The sequence below is a fragment of the Clostridium sp. HCS.1 genome, assembly GCF_047900555.1.
Taxonomy (GTDB): Bacteria; Bacillota; Clostridia; order Clostridiales; family Clostridiaceae; genus Clostridium.
Window position 1 is genome coordinate 1,078,738 of the sequence record NZ_CP170704.1, and the last position, 21,748, is coordinate 1,100,485.

22 protein-coding genes are annotated in these 21,748 nt (G+C 28.0%); 19 read left to right on the forward strand and 3 right to left on the reverse strand.

From position 1 onward, the window contains the following. The first annotated feature begins 101 nt into the window (after window positions 1-101). The 4 genes from ACFYH6_RS05120 to ACFYH6_RS05135 are packed head-to-tail and all read left to right on the forward strand — an operon-like array spanning window position 102 to window position 5,382. Window positions 102-1,439 (forward strand): carbohydrate ABC transporter permease, encoded by a 1,338-nt coding sequence (locus ACFYH6_RS05120; RefSeq protein ID WP_416179000.1) that lies wholly within the window; start codon window positions 102-104, stop codon window positions 1,437-1,439. Between the two features lie 12 nt (window positions 1,440-1,451). Next, a complete protein-coding gene (locus ACFYH6_RS05125; protein ID WP_294167891.1) occupies window positions 1,452-2,273 on the forward strand; it encodes a sugar ABC transporter permease in 822 nt (273 codons plus the stop codon). A 15-nt stretch (window positions 2,274-2,288) separates the two neighbouring features. Continuing rightward, window positions 2,289-3,569 carry a maltose ABC transporter substrate-binding protein gene (locus ACFYH6_RS05130; RefSeq protein WP_416178999.1) on the forward strand — a complete coding sequence of 427 codons (1,281 nt, stop codon included), beginning with the start codon at window positions 2,289-2,291 and terminating at the stop codon, window positions 3,567-3,569. Window positions 3,570-3,585: 16 nt separating this feature from the next. After that, complete coding sequence (locus tag ACFYH6_RS05135; protein WP_416178998.1) at window positions 3,586-5,382, forward strand: glycoside hydrolase family 13 protein; 1,797 nt, start codon at window positions 3,586-3,588, stop codon at window positions 5,380-5,382. Between the two features lie 394 nt (window positions 5,383-5,776). On the opposite strand, the gene ACFYH6_RS05140 is transcribed toward ACFYH6_RS05135, so the two are convergent. Beyond that, on the reverse strand, window positions 5,777-6,754 hold the full coding sequence (locus ACFYH6_RS05140) for a hypothetical protein (protein ID WP_416178997.1): 978 nt from the start codon (window positions 6,752-6,754) through the stop codon (window positions 5,777-5,779). A gap of 166 nt (window positions 6,755-6,920) precedes the next feature. Here ACFYH6_RS05140 and ACFYH6_RS05145 point away from each other — a divergent pair, with 166 nt between their 5' ends. The 7 genes from ACFYH6_RS05145 (at window position 6,921) to ACFYH6_RS05175 (ending at window position 11,500) form a co-directional block, all read left to right on the forward strand. Then, window positions 6,921-7,337: a GNAT family N-acetyltransferase gene (locus ACFYH6_RS05145; protein WP_316343884.1), complete on the forward strand. Its 417-nt coding sequence runs from the start codon at window positions 6,921-6,923 to the stop codon at window positions 7,335-7,337. Window positions 7,338-7,698: 361 nt separating this feature from the next. Next, a complete protein-coding gene (locus tag ACFYH6_RS05150; RefSeq protein WP_316343879.1) occupies window positions 7,699-8,073 on the forward strand; it encodes a GntR family transcriptional regulator in 375 nt (124 codons plus the stop codon). Between the two features lies 1 nt (window position 8,074). Continuing rightward, entirely contained in the window at window positions 8,075-8,908 is an 834-nt protein-coding gene (locus ACFYH6_RS05155; RefSeq protein ID WP_416178996.1) for an ABC transporter ATP-binding protein, read from the forward strand. After that, a complete protein-coding gene (locus ACFYH6_RS05160) occupies window positions 8,908-9,615 on the forward strand; it encodes an ABC-2 transporter permease (RefSeq protein WP_416178995.1) in 708 nt (235 codons plus the stop codon). The genes ACFYH6_RS05155 and ACFYH6_RS05160 overlap by 1 nt, the downstream gene beginning before the upstream one ends. Before the next feature lie 11 nt (window positions 9,616-9,626). Next, window positions 9,627-10,181 carry a hypothetical protein gene (locus ACFYH6_RS05165; RefSeq protein ID WP_416178994.1) on the forward strand — a complete coding sequence of 185 codons (555 nt, stop codon included), beginning with the start codon at window positions 9,627-9,629 and terminating at the stop codon, window positions 10,179-10,181. A 24-nt stretch (window positions 10,182-10,205) separates the two neighbouring features. Beyond that, on the forward strand, window positions 10,206-10,913 hold the full coding sequence (locus ACFYH6_RS05170) for an ABC-2 transporter permease (RefSeq protein WP_416178993.1): 708 nt from the start codon (window positions 10,206-10,208) through the stop codon (window positions 10,911-10,913). An 11-nt stretch (window positions 10,914-10,924) separates the two neighbouring features. Then, window positions 10,925-11,500 (forward strand): hypothetical protein, encoded by a 576-nt coding sequence (locus tag ACFYH6_RS05175; protein WP_416178992.1) that lies wholly within the window; start codon window positions 10,925-10,927, stop codon window positions 11,498-11,500. 69 nt (window positions 11,501-11,569) lie between these two features. Here ACFYH6_RS05175 and ACFYH6_RS05180 read toward each other — a convergent pair whose 3' ends face one another. After that, window positions 11,570-11,704, reverse strand: coding sequence for a hypothetical protein (locus ACFYH6_RS05180; protein ID WP_316343586.1), 135 nt, complete (start codon window positions 11,702-11,704; stop codon window positions 11,570-11,572). A 528-nt stretch (window positions 11,705-12,232) separates the two neighbouring features. Between ACFYH6_RS05180 and ACFYH6_RS05185 the strand changes: the two genes are divergently transcribed. The 6 genes from ACFYH6_RS05185 to ACFYH6_RS05210 all read left to right on the forward strand — a co-directional run bounded on the left by ACFYH6_RS05185 (window position 12,233) and on the right by ACFYH6_RS05210 (window position 18,435). Further along, complete coding sequence (locus ACFYH6_RS05185) at window positions 12,233-14,155, forward strand: PrkA family serine protein kinase (RefSeq protein ID WP_316343585.1); 1,923 nt, start codon at window positions 12,233-12,235, stop codon at window positions 14,153-14,155. A gap of 4 nt (window positions 14,156-14,159) precedes the next feature. Then, entirely contained in the window at window positions 14,160-15,335 is a 1,176-nt protein-coding gene (yhbH, locus tag ACFYH6_RS05190) for a sporulation protein YhbH (RefSeq protein WP_416178991.1), read from the forward strand. A gap of 2 nt (window positions 15,336-15,337) precedes the next feature. After that, complete coding sequence (locus ACFYH6_RS05195) at window positions 15,338-16,708, forward strand: SpoVR family protein (RefSeq protein ID WP_316343583.1); 1,371 nt, start codon at window positions 15,338-15,340, stop codon at window positions 16,706-16,708. Between the two features lie 72 nt (window positions 16,709-16,780). Further along, entirely contained in the window at window positions 16,781-17,323 is a 543-nt protein-coding gene (locus ACFYH6_RS05200; protein WP_316343582.1) for a rubrerythrin family protein, read from the forward strand. Between the two features lie 11 nt (window positions 17,324-17,334). Next, complete coding sequence (locus tag ACFYH6_RS05205; protein WP_416178990.1) at window positions 17,335-18,048, forward strand: hypothetical protein; 714 nt, start codon at window positions 17,335-17,337, stop codon at window positions 18,046-18,048. Between the two features lie 21 nt (window positions 18,049-18,069). Beyond that, window positions 18,070-18,435: a hypothetical protein gene (locus ACFYH6_RS05210; RefSeq protein WP_316343580.1), complete on the forward strand. Its 366-nt coding sequence runs from the start codon at window positions 18,070-18,072 to the stop codon at window positions 18,433-18,435. An 81-nt stretch (window positions 18,436-18,516) separates the two neighbouring features. Here ACFYH6_RS05210 and pssA read toward each other — a convergent pair whose 3' ends face one another. Beyond that, complete coding sequence (pssA, locus tag ACFYH6_RS05215; protein WP_316343579.1) at window positions 18,517-19,038, reverse strand: CDP-diacylglycerol--serine O-phosphatidyltransferase; 522 nt, start codon at window positions 19,036-19,038, stop codon at window positions 18,517-18,519. A gap of 247 nt (window positions 19,039-19,285) precedes the next feature. Between pssA and ACFYH6_RS05220 the strand changes: the two genes are divergently transcribed. Together ACFYH6_RS05220 and ACFYH6_RS05225 are read left to right on the forward strand one after the other, a co-directional pair. After that, a complete protein-coding gene (locus ACFYH6_RS05220; RefSeq protein WP_316343578.1) occupies window positions 19,286-20,167 on the forward strand; it encodes a YegS/Rv2252/BmrU family lipid kinase in 882 nt (293 codons plus the stop codon). Between the two features lie 293 nt (window positions 20,168-20,460). Beyond that, window positions 20,461-21,720, forward strand: a complete 1,260-nt coding sequence (locus ACFYH6_RS05225; RefSeq protein ID WP_416179031.1) for a magnesium transporter MgtE N-terminal domain-containing protein — start codon at window positions 20,461-20,463, stop codon at window positions 21,718-21,720. Window positions 21,721-21,748: the final 28 nt, after the last annotated feature.

Here is a 21,748-nt window from a genome sequence, read left to right on the forward strand (position 1 = left end):
TAATATACTATAATTTCAATAGGTTAAGCGTATAAGTAAAATATAAGTTATCCTAAACAAAAGAAGTAGTTAATTAGATTATGTCAGAGAGGAAGGTTTTGATGAAAAGAAAAAAATCATTAATTTTATCAATTTTTTTCTGGGGAAGCGGTCAGTTTTTCATTTGTAAGCAAAGATTAAAAGGTATTATAATGTTTGCATTACAATTACTAATGATATCTTTAGAAGTATTTAATGGATATTGGATTGAATATTTTGCAGGCTATGTAAATGATTTCTCCATTAGGCTCCATGGAGGATTCTTTACTAAAGGTTTTTGGGGGTTAATAACCCTAGGAGAAAAGACAGGAGGAAAGTACGGAGATCATTCTACTATGCTTGTTATAAATGGAATGATTGCTATATTTACTTTAATACTATTTATAGGTGTATATATATACAATCTTAGAGATGCATATTTAACTGGTAAGAGAATTGATGAAACTTCTGAATATGTAACTTCACTAGAATATTTTAAGAAAACTAAAAATAAGAACTTCCCTTATATGGTTCTAATACCTATAGGAATTGCATTTTTATTTGTAGTAATTTTGCCTATTATATTTTCAGTTTTAACAGCTTTTTTAAATTACAATAGAGATCATCTTCCACCTGGTAAATTATTATCTTGGGTTGGACTTTATAACTTTAAAAAATTACTTACAGTACCTATTTGGTCTCAAACATTTTTAAAGGTATTAACATGGACAGTACTTTGGACATTAATAGGGACTTTATCATCATATTTCTTAGGGATGTTTCAAGCTATATTAGTAAATCATAAATCAGTAAAATTTAAAAATATATTTAGAACTATTTTGATTTTACCTTGGGCAATTCCACAAATGATTTCTCTATTAGTATTTAGAAATCTGTTAAATGGACAATTTGGACCATTAAATACCCTTTTATTAAAGATTGGGATAATATCAGAAAATATACCATTTTTATCTGATCCCCTAATAGCAAAAGTTACTGTACTAGTAGTTAATTTATGGCTTAGCTTTCCAATGTTTATGGTTATGATGCTAGGAGTATTTGCAAATTTAGATAAAAGTCTTTATGAAGCAGCCTACATTGATGGTGCAGGAAAGTTTCAAGCCTTTAAGAAAATAACATTTCCATTAGTATTTAAAGCTACTATTCCAAATTTAATTATGAGTATGGCAGCAAATTTTAATTCATTTGGAGCAATTTACTTCCTAACTCAAGGTGGACCTATAAATGAAAAAATGCAGTTTGCAGGAGATACAGATATTTTGATTTCATGGATATATAAACTTACATTAAATCAACAAATGTATGATATTGCTGCTGTAATGAGTGTTTTACTATTTATTATTGTAGGTGGTGTTTCTTATTGGAACTTCAAAAGAACAGTATCCTTTAAGGAATTGTAGGAGGTAATAATTATGAGAAAGAAGATAACAGCTTTTTTAGTAAATACAGAACTTATTATTATGTCTTTAATTGTTATTGTTCCAGTTATGTGGATTATTCTATCTTCTTTTCAAAGAGGAAGTGGGCCATCAACAGGTATTAATTTAAGGGAAATAACTTTAGATAACTATAGAAGGTTATTTTCAGAGACAAATTATGCTACATGGTTTTTTAATACTTTAAAGATTGCAATAGCAAGTACTTTCTTCTCTTTAATTTTAATTATGTTAACATCTTGGATTATGTCACGTTTTAAGTTTAAAGGAAAGAAGACAAGCCTTATGGCAATAATGATTTTATCAATGTTCCCAACCTTTTTATCAATGACGGCAATATATACTTTATTTTTAATATTAGGTTTAGTAGGAAAGCCTATAAGTATGGTGATAGTCTACTCTGTAGGGGCTATACCTTATAATACATGGTTAGTAAAGGGCTATTTAGATGGTGTACCATATGCAATTGATGAAGCTGCATATATAGATGGATGCTCTAGATTCCAAGCCTTCTTCAAAATAATACTTCCTATGTCAAGACCAATTATTACTTATTGCGCAGTATCCCAATTTATGCTTCCTTGGATGGACTTTATTTTACCAAATATATTATTATCAAATGATAAATCTAAAACTTTGGCAGTTGGATTATTTGCATTAATAAATGGAAAAGAAAGTATTAATTTCACTATATTTGCAGCTGGTGCTGTACTTATAGCTATACCAATTACAATAGTATTTATTATTTTTCAAAAATATTTAGTTCAAGGTATTTCAGCAGGAGCTGATAAAAATTAGTTTGGAGGGTATAAAATGAAATTTAAAAAGATAATCAATTTATGTTTAGTTGCATCTATGTTACTTGGAGCTTTAAGTGGTTGTTCTAAAAAGGAAATACCAACTGATGAAGACAACAATGTTAAAGAGGAAGCAGCAGAATTAAAACCTGAAGAAGGAGCAGAATTATCCTTCTGGGTACTTTCTGGAGATGCTGAATTTGGTAAAGCTGTAGCAGGAGAATTTGAAGCAAAATATGGTGTGAAAGTTGAAGTTCAAGAAGCGGGTTTTGATGTTGTTAATAAAATGATGTTAGATGGTCCATCAGGTAATGGAGCAGATGTATTTGTAGCACCACATGATTTATTTACTACAGCAAAGGATTCAGGTGTAGTAGCAGAACTTAGCTCAAATGCTAGTAAAATAGTAAAGGACCAAGTTTCAGAAGTGGCAGTTAAAACAGTTACTGATGATGGAAAGATATATGGAGTACCTATATCTGTAGAAACCTATGCACTTTTATACAATAAGGATTTAGTTAAGGGTGACCCAGCTACAACTATGGAACAAATAAAAGAAGAGGCTCTTAAATATAATGATCCAAGTGCAAATAAATTCTGGTATTTAACTGTACCAACAGATGGATTCCCAGCTTATCCATATTTAAGCTTAAATGGCTTTGAACTTTTTGGACCAGATGGTAAAGATGGAGATAATCCAGGATTTAATACAGAAGAGTTTAAAAAAGGCCTAGAAAATATTGCTAAGTTAAAGGAATTTATCCCTATTAAAGCAGATGATTTAAAAATGGAAACAATGACACTTCTTGAGCAAAATTTTAAAGATGGAAAAACTGCTTATTATCCAATAGGACCATGGTTAATTAAATCTTTAAAAGCTGAAAATGTTAACTTTGGAGTTACAAAGCTTCCAACATTAGATGGAAAACAAATGAAGTCTTTAAGTGGAGTTCAAAGTGCTTATGTTTCATCTTACTCTAAATATCCACAGGCAGCAGAATTATTAGCAACTTTCTTATCATCAGATGAAGCTGCACAACTTTTATATGAAAAGTCATATAAGATTACTGCGAAAAATGATATATCAAATGTAAAGGGATTAAAGGAAGATAAGGATTTAAGTGTATTTACTGAACAATTTAAGAATTCAGTACCTATGCCAAGTACAAAGAGGATTTCATATTATTGGACAATAATGCAAAGCGTTTTAAATCCTGTATTTGATGGGAAAATGACACCAGAAGAGGGAGGAAAAAAAGCACAAAGTGATTTTGAAGCTTTAGTAACAAGTGAATAATGAAAGGAGAATCAGCATGAATTTTGCAGCTGTTATACATGAGCCTAAAAGTTCTTATTCATATGCATATAGTAAAGACAAGCTGCATATAAGGATAAAAACATCTAAAAATGATGTGGAGGCTATTGAACTTTTAGCTGTAGATCCATTCAATTGGATACCTAGGAATGATGGAACAGGAATATATGATTTTGATAAAGAATCAGTATATAGGATTAAAATGATAAAAGAACAGATTACTAGGGACCATGATGTTTGGTTTGCAGAAATTAATGATATTAATTGGAAGAGAATTAAATATTGCTTTATACTTGAAAATAATAATGAAAAGTATATTTTAGGAAGCCATCACAGGCTTCCTTATACAAAGGATGAAAGTAAACTATATGACTTGTTTAATTATTTTAATTATCCTTATATAAATGAAGAGGATATTTATAAAGCACCAAAATGGGTATCTGATACTATTTGGTATGAAATATTTCCTAAGAGCTTTTATGGCTCAAAGGGGAAAAATAATGGAGATTTAGCTGGTATTATAGAAAAGCTTGATTATATTAAAGACATGGGGTTTAATGGATTATATTTAACTCCAATCTTTGAATCACCTAGCGATCATAAGTATGATACTACAGATTATTTTAAGGTAGATAAAGAATTTGGTAATAATGAAATCCTAGGAGAGTTAGTTAAAGAGGCACATAACCGTGGAATTAAGGTTATGCTAGATGCTGTATTTAATCACTGTGGTTTCTTCCATCCCTTTTGGCAAGATGTTATAGAAAAGGGCTCTAAATCTAAATATTTTGATTGCTTCTATGTATTAGATGAAAATAAGCCTTTAGTATATGGAGAAGTAAAAAATGGTGTTCCACAAGAAGCACCAAGGGAAGAACTAAATTATTATACCTTTGCATATACACAATCAATGCCAAAATGGAATACAAGTAATCCTATTGCAAGAGAATATCTACTAAATGTAGCCTGTTATTGGATAGAAAAATACAATATTGATGGTTGGAGGCTTGATGTTTCAAATGAGGTTTCTCACGATTTCTGGAGAGAGCTTAGAAAAGGAGTAAAGGCTATAAAGCCAGATATATTTTTACTAGGAGAAAATTGGGATAATTCATATCCATGGCTTCAAGGAGATCAATTTGATTCAGTTATGAATTATGAATTCTTAATACCTATGTGGTCTTTCTTTAGACTTAATAACTCTTCAAAAGTTAAATATAATGTAGAAGAATTTAAATTTGAAATTAGTAAATTGCTAGTAGGATATCCAAAGCATTTAACTAAAAATCTATTTAACCTTTTAGATAGCCATGATACTGAGCGTTTGTTAAATGTAGTAGATGGGAAAATAGACGTAGCAAAACTTGCATATATATTATTATTTACCTTCCCAGGCTCACCTTGTATTTATTATGGAAGTGAAATTGGGATGACAGGCGGAGAACATAGCAATAGACAACCTATGATATGGGAAAAAGAAAAACAAAATCAAGATTTATATTTATTTATAAAAAAACTAGTAGATTTAAGAAAAAATCATGAAAGCTTTAAAATAGAAAATTTTCAATGGGTAAATATAGATACAAACACTAATACCCTAATGTACAAAAAAGAATCAGAAGAAGAAATCTTATATGTAATTTTAAATAACGATGACATAGATGTAGAAATACCACTACCTGAAGAATTAAAAGACACAACCTGCATAGATTGCATAGAAGAAAAAAACATTATCCTAAATAAAAATATTAAGGTTTTACCTTTTGAATATAAAATGTATATTCAAAATAAATAATATATTCATAATTTAAATAAATGCATAATGCATAATGCATAATTAGGGAAATAACTCAGGCAAGCTGAGTTATGAAAATTATAAATTCCAAGGAATTTAATACCTAATTATGCATTGTTCACTTTACCAATTAAAATAATGCATAATGCATAATTGATAATGCACTTAAAATAATGCATAATGCGTAATTGATAATGCATAATTAAGGAAATAACTCAGACAAGCTGAGTTATTAAAAGTTATAAATTCCTGAGGGATTTAATCATTAATTTTTTCATTCTTTCATGCTGACTTTGCTTCAGCAAAGAAGCTCTTCATTCTTTCATTTCTAAATTCCGACTTTGGAGGAATTTATTCCTTAATTCTACATTTTTCATTCTTAATTCTACATTCCCTAAACTATTCTCCATGGTTCTTCTATTTTTTCTTCTGTTAATGAGTAGTCTATTTCCTTTGAAATATCTCTAGGAAGTTTTAATTTTTTGATTTTAGCTGTAAATTCTTCAGAAAATACCTTTACAGCTTTACCCATATTTTTAGTGGAATTAGTAAAGACTTCTAAAGGCGTTAAGAATTTCTTACTATCTCTAAAATCATCTAAATATTTAAGGGCTTCATTTGATGCTTCAAGTGCTAATTCATTAATTTCTTCTATTGAGTTTTTATTAAAGTTTTCAGGATATTTAACTTCTAAAATTATTCTATAGCTTATAGTTCTTCTTTGTTTGCATGGAACTTTTATAGTTAAATCATTTCCTTCGAATTCACCTAAGTAACTTACCAAAAAATCATCTCTTTCTTCAGGAATTTCCACTGAAGATAATACTCTTGTGTAAGTATGCTTAATTTCATCAAGTTTAAATTCTTTCTTAGTTTGAGTTAATGATTCTTTTCTTGTACTTTGAATTTCGTTAGGATCACTTCTATAGCATATAAATGAATCTATTCTTCTTAAGTCTAATCCAAAGAAAACCCAAGTTCCCCTATGCCAGCGTAATCCAGACACACTTCTCCTGTCGACATTTAACAAGAAAGCCCAGTACTCCCTTTTGCCTCTTTCCCAAATATAAGTAAATTTGAATAAGCAAAAACTAATAGAGCCAGGACTTACAGCTTTAGCTTGAGGGCCAGTACCTTCACCACTTAAACTTTTAACACCTGGAGTATTCTTTGATGGAACGAAATTAGGTGGTGGACCAACATTTAAGTTACTACCTTGATTTGGACCACCTGGGAAGCCTGGAATTTGATTTGGACCACCTGGGAAGCCAGAAATTGGATTAGGGTTCATTGGTTGAAAATTTGAAAATGGAGGAGGTCTTAAGCTAGAATCATCTGGATAAAGAATTAAATCGTCATCGTTAAAATTCATACATAACTCCTAGTATAGTATTTTATAATTTATTATAGGAGAAAAAATAAAGAATGTTACATATATTAGTTGTTAATTAAAGCGTTTGTATTTTAAAGTTATGGGGTGATTTTTTGGGATAGATATTAGAGCAGCTAAATTAAGGGATTACAAAAGTATATGTAATATTTCTAAAGAATTACATTTATGGCATGTAAAAAATAGGCCTGATATATATAAAGAGGAACGAAAGCCAATTTGTAAATGCTATTTTAATGAAATTTTAAAGGATAATGATATAGAATTAATAGTCATCACAGTAGATGAAAAAGTTGTTGGGTATACCATTATTAGATATGTGGATTTAAAGAATATAGATTTGTTAAAGGATAGATATTATGCATATATAGATGAAATATGTATTAAAGAAACTTTTAGAAGACAGGGCTTAGGAAAAATTTTATTTGAATATATTTATAATTTAGTAAAAAATAAAGGGGCAGAATCATTAGAACTTGGGGTGTGGAGCTTTAATAAAGTAGCATTGGAATTTTATAAAGCAATGGGAATGGTAGAGAAGAACATAAGAATGGAGAAGAAATGAATAGTAAATTAAAAAATGAAAGAATGAAAGAATGAAAAATAAACATTAGAGATTAGAATAAGTAAAAAGGAATAGTGAAAAAGTAAGATCGAAATTTGGAGGTAAGGGATAATTATAAAGTTTAATTTGTGAATAACTTTCATAGTTCCAAATAAAGTGACGAATTATTACTTTTAGTATAGAAGGAGATAAATATTATATGAGGATGACTTTGAGATTGCCAGGTCACAGGAATATAATATTTATCTCCATATTATTTTGTCGAAAAATTTGTTTTGGAATATGTTTACATTTAATTTAAATGTGTATATAGTATACATATACAGTATTTACGGAAAATACAGTTCTGTGAGGTGAGAAAGTGAAGATATTAATTAGTAATTCTTCAAAGCTTCCTATTTATGAACAGATAGTTAATTCTATTAAGGAAGCTATTGTAGTTGGCGAGCTATCGCCAAATGAAAAATTGCCTTCTATAAGATCCTTAGCTAAGGATTTAAATATAAGTGTAATAACAACTAAAAGAGCTTATGAGGAATTAGAAAATCAAGGGTTTATAGAAACAGTAGGAGGTAAGGGGTGTTATGTTTCTTTTTTTAATAAGGAGTTAGTTTATGAAGAAAAGCTAAAAGAGGTAGAAGAAAAACTTCAGGATGCTTTAAGTATAGCTAGATCTATAAAATTAGATAAAAGTGATATTAAAAGTATAATAGATTTACTTTATGAAGGAGATTAATATGGTTAAGGTAGAGAATTTATGTAAAAGAAGAGGAGAATTTAAACTTGAAAATATATCTTTTGAGTTAAAAGAAGGATATATTATGGGACTAATTGGACCAAATGGTTCAGGAAAAACTACATTAATTAAACTTATTCTTGGGTTATTAAAGGCTGACGAAGGAGAAATTAAAATATTTGATAAGGATATTTTTGAAGATGAAATTTATGTAAAAGATAATATAGGATTTGTATTTGATAATTTTAATTTTTATCAGCATTTAAGCATTAAAGATTATAAAAGAATATTAAGAAGTTCTTATTCAAAATTTGATGAGAAATTATTTAATTCTTATATAGAAAGTTTTGAAATAAAAAATAAAAGCTATATAGGTAATTTGTCTAAGGGGGAGGCTATAAAGGTAATGTTAGCTGGAGCCTTATCCCATGATGCAAGGCTTATAGTTTTAGACGAGCCAACAGCAGGCTTAGATCCATTAGTTAGAAAGGACATATTAAAGTTACTACAGGAAGTAATTGAAGATGGAAGTAAAAGTGTTATTATTTCAACTCATATAACTTCAGATTTAGATGGAATTGCAGATTATATAACATTTATAAATAAAGGTAAAGAAGTTTTTACAAGAAATATGGAATGGATAAAAGAGAGATTTAGGTTATTTAGAGGTTCTAGTGAGGAGCTAAAAAATAGTAAGTTAAACTTTATATCTGTAAAGAAAAATAAGTATTATGAAGAGGGATTATTTATTAATAACAAAGAGTTAGTTTCAGAAAATGTAAGTACTCCAACCTTAGAAGATATTATGTATCACTATATAAAGGGGGAAAAGTAATGCTTCAATTAATTAAGAAGGATCTTTTAGTTTCACTTAAAGTAAAATCAATAAAGCCAGTAGTATTAACCTTTATAGTTGGATTATTCCTTTTAAATGGATTTTCTTTTATATTTCCAACTGTTTTACCAATAGTTATTACTTATATGATAGTTATGAATAGTTTTTATTATGATAGCTTAAATAATAGTGAAAGCTATATATTAAGTATGCCAAATAAAAGAGAAGATGTAGTTTATTCAAGGTATATATTAGTACTTTTAGTATTGGTCCTATCAAATGTTTTAATGTTTATATTATTTGGGTTAAATATATTTAATTCAACAAGGATGATGGTTTTACAAGATGTAGTTGTAAGCAGCGTAACTATATTATTTAGCTTTTCAATTATTATCCCTGTTGTTTTTAGGTATAGATATAGAGTAGGTAGAATAGTGGCTCCTTTAATTACTATTCTTACTGTATATTTAACTTATACAAATAATATCATTAATAATTTTATTAATAATGGAAAAGAGAGCGTATTAATAGGTGTATCTAGAAAAATAGGAATTTTTCTTTATAAAATATTTAAGTTTAATAATTATGATTATAAATTGGTATCAGTCAATATATATATTATTCTTTTATTCACAATAGCTGTAGTTTTATTTTTACTTTCAATGAACATAGCTTTAAAAATATATATAAAAAGAGATATAAGGTAGGTGGATATTAAATGAATAGAAAATATATAATTATAAGTTTAAGTATTTTTATTGTTAGTCTACTTTTTATATTAGGATTTAACTTTATTTTAGGAGATAAAATTTTGTATAGTGATTCTTTTAATTTTAATGATGGGATTCCAGAGATAAATTACATTGGATTAGAAGAGGATGAAAATCTCTATAAGGTAAAAGTAAGTATAAAGAACAATAGCGATTATTATGCTAGTTTTAATAATATAAGTTTGCAGTTTACTGGAACCTCTCAAGGAGCTCCTACATTTAATGGATATGACAATGATGAAAGAAAAGCATTAATAAATTATAAACCCGGAGATAAATATAATTATAGTTTTTACTTTGGCCCTAATGAAGAAAGAGAATATGTATTTGAAGTATCTAAAGGGATAAGCTTTGATAAAGATGTGTTTAATTCTAAAAATATAGATATAGGATATAGTTATCAATTATATAAGTATAGAATTAATAGCAATACTGTAATTGGCAGGGGGCAAAGTGGAGGCGGGTCAAGACGAATAGAAGCTGATATAGATATAATACGATAAAATGAGATTATGAGGAGAAAGATAATGCTTCAATTAATAAAAAAAGATTTATTAGTGGGACTTAAGATAAAATCCATAAAGACTGCTATATTTACCTTTATTATTGTACTGGTTTTACTACCAGAATTTTCATCTGTGTACCCAGCTATATTACCTATAATAATTACTTATATAGTAGTTATGAATAGTTTTTATTATGATAGCCTAAACAATAGTGAAAGCTATATATTAAGTATGCCAAATAAAAGAGAAGATGTAGTTTATTCAAAGTATATTCTAGTAACATTGATATTGGTTTTATCAAATGTTTTAGCTTATTTGTTCTTTGGAATTAATATTTTAATTACTTCTAGGCTAATGGTATTACAGGATACTATTGCGAGCTTCTATAGTATTATAATTAGTTTTATTATAATTATACCTTTAGCTTTTAAGTGGGGGTATAAGGTTGTGAGAGTTATTGGGCCAATTATAGCTATTGTGATATCTTATAATTTTACATTTAAATATGATTATCTAATTCCAGGTTATAATATGAAAAGTGGTTTCTTAATGGATATATCTTATAAAATAGGTGTTCTTTTTGCAAAATACTTTAATTTAGTTACTCATGATTATGGAAGTAGGGCAATAAGTATATATAATGTATTATTATTTTTAATAATAGTTTTTATATTTTTATTATCAATGTTTATTTCTTTGAAAACTTATAAAAATAAGGATATAACTTAGGGGGAAATGCAATGGATAAAAAGTTTTTTAAAGTAAGTTTAGGAATTTTTATGTTTTTGTTTATCTCTCTCTTAGGATTTAAATTTCTATATGGTGATAGAAAATTATACTCTGATGGATCAATTAAGGTTCCAGAAGCTAGTATAAAATATTCAGGATTTGAAGAAGATGAAAATAATTATAAAATTAAAGTAAGTATAAAAAATAATAGCAAATATTATGGTAGTTTAAGAGATATTAAACTTAAGTTTCAAAATTATAGTTGGAATGTTACTTCTACTAATTCAGGACCTACATTTGGAGGCTATAAATTAGTAGAAAGAGAGTCTTTTGAGAATTATGAAGAAGAGAGAAAAGAATATAGTAGTCCTTTTTTTAATCCAAGTGAAGAAAAACTGTATGTTTTCGAAATTCCTAAAGGCTTAAGTTTTGATGAAAATGTTTTTGATACAAATAGAATGGGAATATATTATAGTATTGAGTATTTTAAGTATAGACCTAAAGAAAATGCGGTATCTGTTAATATTAATATGGAAGGTTCCGTAAAATTTATAGATAATTCAATAGAGCCCTATGAAATTAAATAATCCGTAAAAATAGCTGTCTATATGGCAGCTATTTTTACGGATTATTTAATGTTAACACATTAATCTATATTATTTATTATTCTTCTTGTTTTCGTTTTCATAAATATTTTCGTAAGCTTCTTGTTCTTGATTCATCTTCTTAACGATTTCCTCTGATTTTTCTCTTCTACATTTTTTGCTTAATGCACATGCAATTCCGTCCATATTTAACACCCCTTTATATGTTTTTTTATTTAAACTTATTATACTATATTATAATCAACAAATCAATAATTGTTATCAAATAGTAATAATTATTAATTTAACAATGCTGTTAATTATTAAACTAATAAATTTTCTTAAAAATTAGATTAATATAAATTATAATGCCTAAAAGCAAATAAAATATAAAAGTTAGTATAAAAGAATAGATATAAGATATATTATGCTCCATCAAATTGGAGAAAATAAATAAAAAAATAAGAATAGAAGTTAAATTATAGAAGAGCTTTTTCATAATTCCGAGGTACGAGGAATTATTTCCTTCAGTTTTTATAAAATGAGATAAATATTATGTTCTGGCGACTTGGAGCTTGCGAGGTCGCAAGGAATATAATATTTATCTCATTTGCATTCACTTTTTTAGGTGGGATTGCATACTTATAGAAAATTAAAGGAAATATTTATACCCTAAATATTTGTCATATATAAACATGCAGAATGAATATATTTTATAAAAAGGAGGGAGTCATTTTGGATTTCAAGGAATTTATAAAAAGTGATAGAGAAAGCAGAAACAGAGAAAAATTTGAAGGAATATTTCTGGATTATTTAGAGATAGTTAAGGCTAACCCAGATATAGCAAAGCTTTCACACGGACGAATCTATGACATGATAGTTAGTAAGGGAGTAGAAGTACTAAAAGGTGAAGAAAATCCTAAGGTTAAAAAAATATATGGCAATGATTCTATAAGAAAATATGGATTCTTTAAGGATGATTTCTTTGGTATTGATAAGATAATTATGAAGCTTGTAAACTACTTTCATTCAGCTTCTATGAATGGTGAAGAAGCTAGACAAGTATTATATTTAGTTGGACCAGTTGGTGCAGGAAAGTCATCTTTAGTTGAAGCTTTAAAGAGAGCTTTAGTAGAATGTGAGCCAATTTATTCCTTAAAGGGATGCCCTATGCATGAAGAGCCTCTACATTTAATACCAAGTCATTTAAGACCAGAATTTGAAAAATTATTAGGAACTAAAATAGAAGGAGATTTATGTCCAGTATGTAGATATAAATTATTAAATGATTATAATGGAGAATATGAAAATTTCCCAGTAGAGAAAAAAGAATTTTCCATTAGATCAAGAAAGGGAATTGGTGTAGTGCCACCAGTAGACCCAAATAATCAAGATACTTCTATTTTAACAGGGGCAATAGATATTTCTAAAATGGATATATATCCAGAAGATGACCCAAGAATTTTTTCATTAAATGGTGCCTTTAATGTTGGAAATAGAGGTTTAGTTGAATTTATAGAAGTATTTAAAAATGATGTTGAATATCTTCATACTATTATAACAGCCACTCAAGAAAAGTCTATTCCATCACCTGGAAAGGGTTCTATGATTTATTTTGATGGAGTTATAATTGCACACTCTAATGAGGCAGAATGGAATAAGTTTAAGTCAGATCACACTAACGAAGCTATATTAGATAGAATTGTAAAAATTGAAGTTCCATACTGCTTAGAGCTTGATGAAGAAGTGAAGATTTATAAAAAGATATTAAAGAAAAGTAATTTTAATGCTCATATAGCTCCACATACTATTGAAATTGCAGCTATGTTTGCCATTCTCTCAAGATTATCACCTTCATCTAAGGTAGATCCTATAACTAAGCTTAAGATATATAATGGAGAAGAAATAGTAGAAAAGGGTGGAACTAAGAGAATAGATATAAGTGAGCTTAGAGAAGAAGCAGGCTCTTATGAAGGCATGAAGGGAATTAGTACAAGATTTATTATAAAAGCAATAGATAATGCCTTATCTAGTTCAGAGCATAACTGTATTAATCCACTAAGTATAATGGAAAGCATAATTAAATCTGTTAAAGAGTTAGATATTGCTATAGAAGATAAGAAAAAGTATTTAGGCTTTATTCAAGATACTATAAGAAAAGAATATAACAAGATATTAGAAAAGGAAATTACTAAGGCATTTATTCATTCCTTTAGGGAACAAGCAGAAAGCCTTTTTGATAATTATATAGATAATGCAGAAGCTTTTGTTAATAAGAGTAAAATAAAGGATACCTCTACTGGAGAAGAATTAAATCCAGATGAAGAATTTATGAGAAGTATAGAAGAGCAAATTGGAGTTTCAGAAAATTCCTCCAAGGGCTTTAGAGCAGATGTAACTTCATATATGTTCTATTTAGTTAGAAATGGTAGCAAAATAGATTACTCTTCTTACGAACCTTTAAAGGAAGCAATAGAAAAGAAGCTTATGGCATCAGTCAAGGACTTATCTAGAATAATAACAAAGTCTAGAGTTAGAGATTCAGAACAAGCAGAAAAGTATAATTCTATGGTTGAGGAAATGCAAAATAATGGATATTGTCTACATTGTTGTGATGTAATACTTAAATACGCAGCAAACAACTTATGGAAGGATTGATATAATGGCAATCTTTAGAGACAATACAGATAATCCATTGGAGCATGATAGATCTATAGAAGATAGGAGAAGACATAGGCAACTAGTAGAAAAGTCTATAAAAGAAAACTTAGGAGATATACTTTCAGAAGAAAGCATAATAGGGGAAAGTAAAAATAAGAAGTTTAAGATTCCTATTAGGGGAATAAAGGAATACCAATTTGTCTTTGGTAAAAATAATAAAGGGGTTGCTACTGGAACTGGACAAGAAAAGCGTGGAGATAAACTTGGAGACGGTGGTAAAAATTCTGGAAATACAGGAAATAAAGGGGCAGGTAATTCCCCAGGGGAAGATGTATATGAGACTGAAATAACCTTAGAAGAGCTTATGGATTATATAGTAGAAGATTTAGAATTACCTAATTTAGATAGAAAGAAATATTCAGAAATAATAACAGAAAGTTCAGGGCGAAAGCGTGGGTATCAAAGATATGGAATAAATCCAAGGCTTGCAAAGAAAAAAACTGTTATTTCAAAGATATCAAGAAAGCAAGGCAAAAAAAGAGCATTAATTGAAGCGGGCATGGATAGTAAAATAACAAGATTTCCTTTTAAGGATGAAGATCTTAGATATCATAAGATAAAAAAGAAACCTAAGAAGGAAAGTAATGCAGTAATGATTTTTATTATGGATGTTTCAGGATCTATGGATAGTAGTAAAAAATACATGGCAAGATCATTATTTTTTGTTTTATCAAGGTTTATAAAAAGAAAATATACTAATATTTCTTTTGAATTTATATCTCATACAACTGTAGCAAAAGTAGTAAATGAATTTGAATTTTTTCATAAGGCGGAGTCAGGGGGAACCTATATTTCTAGTGGAATTAATGAAGCTCTAAAGTTAATTAGAGAAAAATATCCACCAGAAATGTGGAATATTTATCCTGTCTATGCTAGTGATGGGGATAACTGGAGCGAAGATAATGAAAGAGCTATGAAATCTGTAAGAGAATTATGTGATTTAAGTAATATGTTTGGATATGCTGAATTACTACCTTCTACTTATTCAACAACTATGTATTATAGATTTAATAAGGAAATAACCTGTAAAAACTTTGTATCTGTAATAGTTAAAGAGAAAAAGGATTTATGGATAGCTTTAAAGATAATGTTATCTAAGGAGCTAAAGGAGGAGTAAAGATGGAATACACTATTAGAACTTTAGAAGAATGGAATGAAATAATTGAAGATAAAGCAAGGGAGTTTGGACTTGATTTTTATCCTCAAGAATTTGAAATAATAGGTTTTAATGAAATGTTAGGATATGAAGCCTATTTAGGTATGCCTTCAAAATACCCTCATTGGAGCTATGGTAAGGCTTATGATAAAAATAAAACTTTGTATTCATTAAATATGACAGGGTTGCCCTATGAAATGGTAATAAACTCAGACCCTTGTCTTGGATATTTAATGAAGGAAAATACATTATTACTTCAGATATTAACCATGGCACATGTATATGGTCATAATGACTTTTTTGCAAATAATAGACTCTTTGTAGAAGGGACAAAAGCAAAAACAGTTATAGAGATGTTTAAGCTAGATGCAGAAATAATAAGGGGCTATATTAATGATCCAAGTATAGGATATGAAAGAGTAGAAAAGGTATTAGATGCAGCTCATGCAATAAGATATCAAATTCCTAGAACAATTGGAATTAAGGAATTATCTGAAGAAGAGCTTAGGAATAGTATTATTTCAGATTATAATTCTAAAAAAGAAAATAAAGGGATATTAGATGTGTATGAAGAAGTACCATTCCCAGATGTATCTAAGATTCCATTAGAACCTTCTGATGATTTATTAGGCTTTATTATAAAATATAGCTCCTTAGAGGAATGGGGAAAGAATATATTAAAAATAGTAAAAAGAGAAACAGAGTATTTTTTACCTCAAATTGAAACTAAGATAATGAATGAAGGATGGGCAAGCTTTTGGCATTATAATATATTAAAATCCTTAGATTTAGATGATGGACTTCATTTTGAATTTCTAAAAAGACATAATGATGTAGTTGCACCTATTTTAGGGGGACTAAATCCTTATTATATAGGATTTAATATTTTTCAAGATATAGAAAAGAGATATGGCAGGGAAAAATTATTTGAGGTCAGAAAAAATGAAAGAGATAGCTCCTTTATTAGAAGATATCTAACAAAGGAGCTTTGTCAGGAACTTAATTTATTTCAATATGCTAAGAAGAGTTTTGATTACATGGTAAAAGAAGTACCTGATGAAGAGGGTTGGAGAAAAATTAGAAATTATTTAGCAGATACTTGTGGTGTTGCATCAATTCCATATATAAGAGTTATTAATTTAAATAAAAGAGATTTAAGTTTGACTTTAGAGCATAATTTTGATGGAAGAGAACTAGAATTAACTTATGCTAAGGAAACCTTAAAGTATATACAAGATTTATGGGGACATAAGGTTATATTCTTAACTAAGAGTAAAGATGATAAATCTTTAGAAATAGTTTGTAATGAAGATAGGAATATATATATTAATTAGGAGTTCTTTTATTTCACAATTAAATAAACCCTGCATAATCTATAAATATATATAAATTTACAGGAGAATATTATGGATCTTAAAGGAAGTAAAACTGAACAAAATCTTTATAGAACCTTTGCAGGTGAATCTAGAGCTAGAACTAAATATAATTTATATGCTGAAAAGGCTAGAGTTGATGGATATCAATGGGTGGCAGAAATTTTTGATGAAACTGCACATAATGAATTAGCTCATGCAAGAGAAGTATTAGGTAGATATTTAAATTTAATTGGATGTACCAAAAATAACCTATTAGATAGTGTTTTAGGTGAAACTAATGAAACAGAAAATATATATAAAAAGTTCGAGGATGAAGCTAGAGCAGAAGGATTTAATGAAATAGCTGATTTCTATAAGGAACTTAGAGAAGTTGAAGAAGGTCATTCAAAGAGATTTAAGGAACTCTATGATAAGATTGAAGATGGAACAATGTTTAAGGGCCCAAAGAATTCTTTATGGGTATGTATGAATTGTGGATATATCCATGAAGGAGAAGAAGCTCCATTAGTTTGTCCATTATGTAAGTATCCAAGAGCATATTTTAAACCTTATTGTAAAGTTTCAAATGCTTAAGGAGGTAGCTTATGTTTATTTCAATACCAAGGGATTTTTTTGTTCCCGTAGTCTTTAGTGATGATTTTAGGTATAACAGTGAAAATGATTCTATGGAATATGATACGGATTTAAGAAATTCAAAGTACAATATTAATAGGAGAAGGCTACAGGATTTGGATTCTGTAGGAGATACAAGAGAAGATTCTGGATTTACTGCAGAGTATATGGAAGATTTAATTAACATAAATGATAAAAAAATAGAAGAACAAATTTTAAATTATTCAAAGAGTTTTATGAAATTTATAGAAGAACTTAAAAAGGCAAATTGCTTAGATAAAAATGGAGTTAACATTAGAACATTAATTAATTATTATGCTAAAAGTTTTAGAGAGCTTTATAATAATTATAAAAAGTTAATAACTAATGTTAGAATGCCTATTTCTTCCTCTGATGAGAATCAAATTATAGATAAGTATATAGGTAGCCTTGAAGATATATATAATAGAAATTTAAAAGAACTTAATTGCACAAATTTAAATTATGATTATATAGAGTCTACCTTAAATGAAATATTTGATAATGCAAGGGAAATTATAAAAGAGGAAATAAGAAATATAAATTGTGAATTAGTAAATGTAACAAGTACTTGTAAAAGTCCACAAGAAGTAGAAAATAAATTTAACAATGGAGAGAAAACTTATGATAAACTTGATAATGAGTTTGTTATGGAAATGAAAAAATAGGTAAATAAGCAGGTGAATTTATTGTCTTATAGAGGGCTAATAGATAATCAATATACTGATGTAAGTAACCTTACTACCTTATTAGGTACGTTAGTAAACTCCTACAGGTTATTAATAGGAGGTGCCTACGAACTTAATAATATATCTGAAGCTAAAAAAAGTGATGTTAAAGAAGCAGTTAAAAGAGCAGATAACTTAGGAGAAATAATAGATGAAATAATAAAGACTTTAGATGAATGTAATACATCCTATATTAAGTATTGTAAAATAAAGAAAAGCTTTATAGATGATAAAACTATTAAGGATAATATATTAACAGAAATTAATAATGAAATAGAATTTCAAAATTCTTCATCAAGGGAAGATGATGAGGATGATGAATTTTAATTATTTACAATTAAATGCTTGTAATTAAAAATGGGAAATAGGAGCTGTTTAACAGCTCCTATTTTTATATAAAAATAAATATTATACTTTCTTTAATTTAAATGTGCTCACCATAAGATAAGAACCTAATATTAATAAACCTATTGGAATTAATGGGCTTACTGCACGGTTAATTGTAAAAAATGCAAATATAGCAATAAAGCTTCCAGTAATAGTTATAGGTACTCCAGTAAATACTCCATCAAAAGTGGAAGTATTATATCTAGCTAGTCTGTAAGCTCCACAAATAGGGAAGGCTAATAAAACTATTGTACCGATTAGTCCTGCTGGACCTACATTTCTTAATTGATACATTAAAAACATTAATATAGATGGTGCAACACCAAAGGAAACAAGGTCTGCAAGGGAATCTAATTCCTTACCTAGTTCACTAGAAACATTTAACCATCTAGCTATTCGGCCATCATATCTATCTACAAGGGCTGCTATTAATATAAAAAAGCTAGCAAACAAATAATTTTCTTGGAAAGTGTATAAAATAGATATTATGCCGCATGATAAATTAATAAATGTAAAAATATTAGGAATACAACTTTTTCTCATATAATCACTCCTGATTTTAAGGTCGCTTTAAATTTTTGCCTTAATCTTATTATCAATGCAATATTATATCATAATTTTTACAAAAAGATAAGCTAATAAAAGATTTAAATAATTATTAATATAAAATTAAGATTTGCAATTAATAAATAATTTGATTTATATGAAAAATATAGTAGTATAGTAATATATTATATTGTAAACAAGTTTTTAGAAAGATATTTACTTTTATAAAATAAGGAGGGGTAAAGTGAAAAAGGTTAAATTTATCTATAACCCATATTCTGGAGAAAACGTAATATTAGATCATCTAGATAGTGTAATAAAAATTCATCAAGAAGCAGGATACACTATTGTCCCCTACAGAATAGACAAGGAAATGGATGTAATTAATGCTTTTAGTGACTTTAGAGATACAAATTATTATTATGTTTTAATTGCTGGTGGAGATGGAACTATAGATAATGTAGTTAATGCTATGACTAAGGCAGGGGTATCTGTTCCAATAGGTATATTACCAGTTGGTACTGCTAATGATTTTGGAAAATTCTTAGGAATGCCATCAGATATAACTAAAGCTTGCAGGCAAATTTTATCTTCAGAGGTTACTTCTGTAGATTTAGGAAGTATAAATGATAAGTATTTCGTTAATGTAGCAAGTACTGGATTATTTACTGATGTTTCTCAAAAAACAGATGTTAATTTAAAAAATACTATAGGAAAGTTAGCTTATTATTTAAAGGGATTAGAGGAATTACCTAACTTTAGAAAGCTTGAAATAAAAATTAGATCCAAAGAAATGGAGTATGAAGGTAATATGTACTTTATGCTTGTATTCAATGGACAAACGGCAGGAAATTTTAAACTTGCAACTAGAGCAAGTGCTACTGATGGATTATTAGATGTTATTATTTTTAAGGCTATTCCTATTATTGAACTTATACCATTATTTGTGAAGGTGTTAAAGGGCGAACATTTAGACTCTGATAATGTTATTTATTTTAAAACTAATAATATATATATTGAATCACATGAGGATATAGTAACTGACATAGATGGTGAAAAGGGACCAGATTTCCCTCTTAACATAAAATGTATAAAAGGTGGACTTAAAGTCTTAGGTGCAAAATAGTAAGATAATATATATGAATTTAATTCAAAGCTACTTAGGTAGCTTTTTTTTATTTATTTTGCATTTATAAGTTGCCTTTTTACTTGATTTTAATATAATATAATATTGAAGAGAATGTATAGTAATTTTAAAAAATAAAGTTTAAATAAGGAGTGAATTTAAATGGAGGGTGTCCCTCAGAGTAGTAATTTAATAAAACTGAATATTAGATTTTTAGAGGAGATAAGCTTCATTATAAATTAACATTCTTAAAGGTCTCCTCTAAAAAATGAGGAGGAAAAGACATGAAGAATATGAAAAAGCTATCAGTATTTTTATATACAAATATTCTTGGAAAAAAGATTTATGATGAGTTTGATGAAAGTATTGGCGAACTTAAGGATATTTATGTAACTACTGAAGATGGCTATCCTAGAGTAATTGGCTATAAAGTTAAACGTGATGGATCTACTTTTCATTATGAATTTAGAACTATTAACTTTTATCAACAAGAGGGTAATAGGATAAAAATAGTTACAAGAGGAAGTAAGGAAATACTACCAAGAACATATTCCTATTTATTATCTGAAAACTTATTAGATAAAAAAATAGTTGATATTAATGGAAAGCAAGTAGTAAGAGTTGATGATTTAAGAATAGCTGAAATTGCAGGTGAGTACAGAGTTATTGCAGTAGAAACAGGTCCTTTTGCAAGATTTAGAAGACTAAATTGTGCAAAGCTTGGAAGCTTTATCTATAAAATCTTAAGAAAAGATTATGAAGATAGAGTTTTAATGTGGGATGATGTTGAGTCTTTAGAAATGGTAAATAATAATTTACAAATTTCAGTTCCGTATAAGAAACTTTCAACACTTCATCCAGCTGATTTAGCAGATATTCTAGAAAACTTAGATGCAAGTTCAAGAAAGCAAGTATTTGAATCTTTAGATGAAGACTTAGCAGCAGATACATTGGAAGAAATAGAACCAGAATATAAAGGAAGTATAATAAAGGAATTAAGTGAAACTAAGGCAGCTGAACTTTTAGAAATAATGTCTAATGATGAAATTGCAGACGTATTAGATGAGTTAGACGATGAAGAAAGAGAAAAAATTCTTGTGAATTTAGAAAAAGAAGATGCTGATGAAGTTAAAGAAATATTAGAATATGAAGATGAAGCTGTAGGAAGTATAATGAGTACAGACTTTATTTCATTTAATTTAGATATAACTGTTGGAGAAATAATAGATATATTAAGAGAAATGGAAGAACTAGAAGAAGATGAACTTTATAGAATTTATATAACTGATGAAGAGGATGTAGTAATTGGATCTATTACACCAGCAGATTTAATTTTAAATAAACCAGATGTTAAAGTTAAGGATATAATGACAGAGGATATAGATGTTATAAGAAATGACGTAGATATAAGTGAAGCTATAGAACTTATAGCAAAATATGATTTATTGACAATACCAGTTATAGATGAGGAAAATAAGTTAATTGGAGCAGTAAATACTCATGATATAATAGATGAAATTTTATATCCAATATGGAAGAAAAAAATAAGATAAATAGTGACTGTTGACATTTATAATTTTA

What these genes read in the sequence shown, in the direction of transcription:
- ACFYH6_RS05120 (WP_416179000.1), top strand. Translation starts at nt 102, where the DNA reads ATGAAAAGAAAAAAATCATTAATTTTATCAATTTTTTTCTGGGGAAGC.
- ACFYH6_RS05125 (WP_294167891.1), top strand. Translation starts at nt 1,452, where the DNA reads ATGAGAAAGAAGATAACAGCTTTTTTAGTAAATACAGAACTTATTATT.
- ACFYH6_RS05130 (WP_416178999.1), top strand. Translation starts at nt 2,289, where the DNA reads ATGAAATTTAAAAAGATAATCAATTTATGTTTAGTTGCATCTATGTTA.
- ACFYH6_RS05135 (WP_416178998.1), top strand. Translation starts at nt 3,586, where the DNA reads ATGAATTTTGCAGCTGTTATACATGAGCCTAAAAGTTCTTATTCATAT.
- ACFYH6_RS05140 (WP_416178997.1), bottom strand. Translation starts at nt 6,754, where the DNA reads ATGAATTTTAACGATGACGATTTAATTCTTTATCCAGATGATTCTAGC.
- ACFYH6_RS05155 (WP_416178996.1), top strand. Translation starts at nt 8,075, where the DNA reads ATGGTTAAGGTAGAGAATTTATGTAAAAGAAGAGGAGAATTTAAACTT.
- ACFYH6_RS05160 (WP_416178995.1), top strand. Translation starts at nt 8,908, where the DNA reads ATGCTTCAATTAATTAAGAAGGATCTTTTAGTTTCACTTAAAGTAAAA.
- ACFYH6_RS05165 (WP_416178994.1), top strand. Translation starts at nt 9,627, where the DNA reads ATGAATAGAAAATATATAATTATAAGTTTAAGTATTTTTATTGTTAGT.
- ACFYH6_RS05170 (WP_416178993.1), top strand. Translation starts at nt 10,206, where the DNA reads ATGCTTCAATTAATAAAAAAAGATTTATTAGTGGGACTTAAGATAAAA.
- ACFYH6_RS05175 (WP_416178992.1), top strand. Translation starts at nt 10,925, where the DNA reads ATGGATAAAAAGTTTTTTAAAGTAAGTTTAGGAATTTTTATGTTTTTG.
- ACFYH6_RS05180 (WP_316343586.1), bottom strand. Translation starts at nt 11,704, where the DNA reads ATGGACGGAATTGCATGTGCATTAAGCAAAAAATGTAGAAGAGAAAAA.
- yhbH (WP_416178991.1), top strand. Translation starts at nt 14,160, where the DNA reads ATGGCAATCTTTAGAGACAATACAGATAATCCATTGGAGCATGATAGA.
- ACFYH6_RS05195 (WP_316343583.1), top strand. Translation starts at nt 15,338, where the DNA reads ATGGAATACACTATTAGAACTTTAGAAGAATGGAATGAAATAATTGAA.
- ACFYH6_RS05200 (WP_316343582.1), top strand. Translation starts at nt 16,781, where the DNA reads ATGGATCTTAAAGGAAGTAAAACTGAACAAAATCTTTATAGAACCTTT.
- ACFYH6_RS05205 (WP_416178990.1), top strand. Translation starts at nt 17,335, where the DNA reads ATGTTTATTTCAATACCAAGGGATTTTTTTGTTCCCGTAGTCTTTAGT.
- pssA (WP_316343579.1), bottom strand. Translation starts at nt 19,038, where the DNA reads ATGAGAAAAAGTTGTATTCCTAATATTTTTACATTTATTAATTTATCA.
- ACFYH6_RS05225 (WP_416179031.1), top strand. Translation starts at nt 20,461, where the DNA reads ATGAAAAAGCTATCAGTATTTTTATATACAAATATTCTTGGAAAAAAG.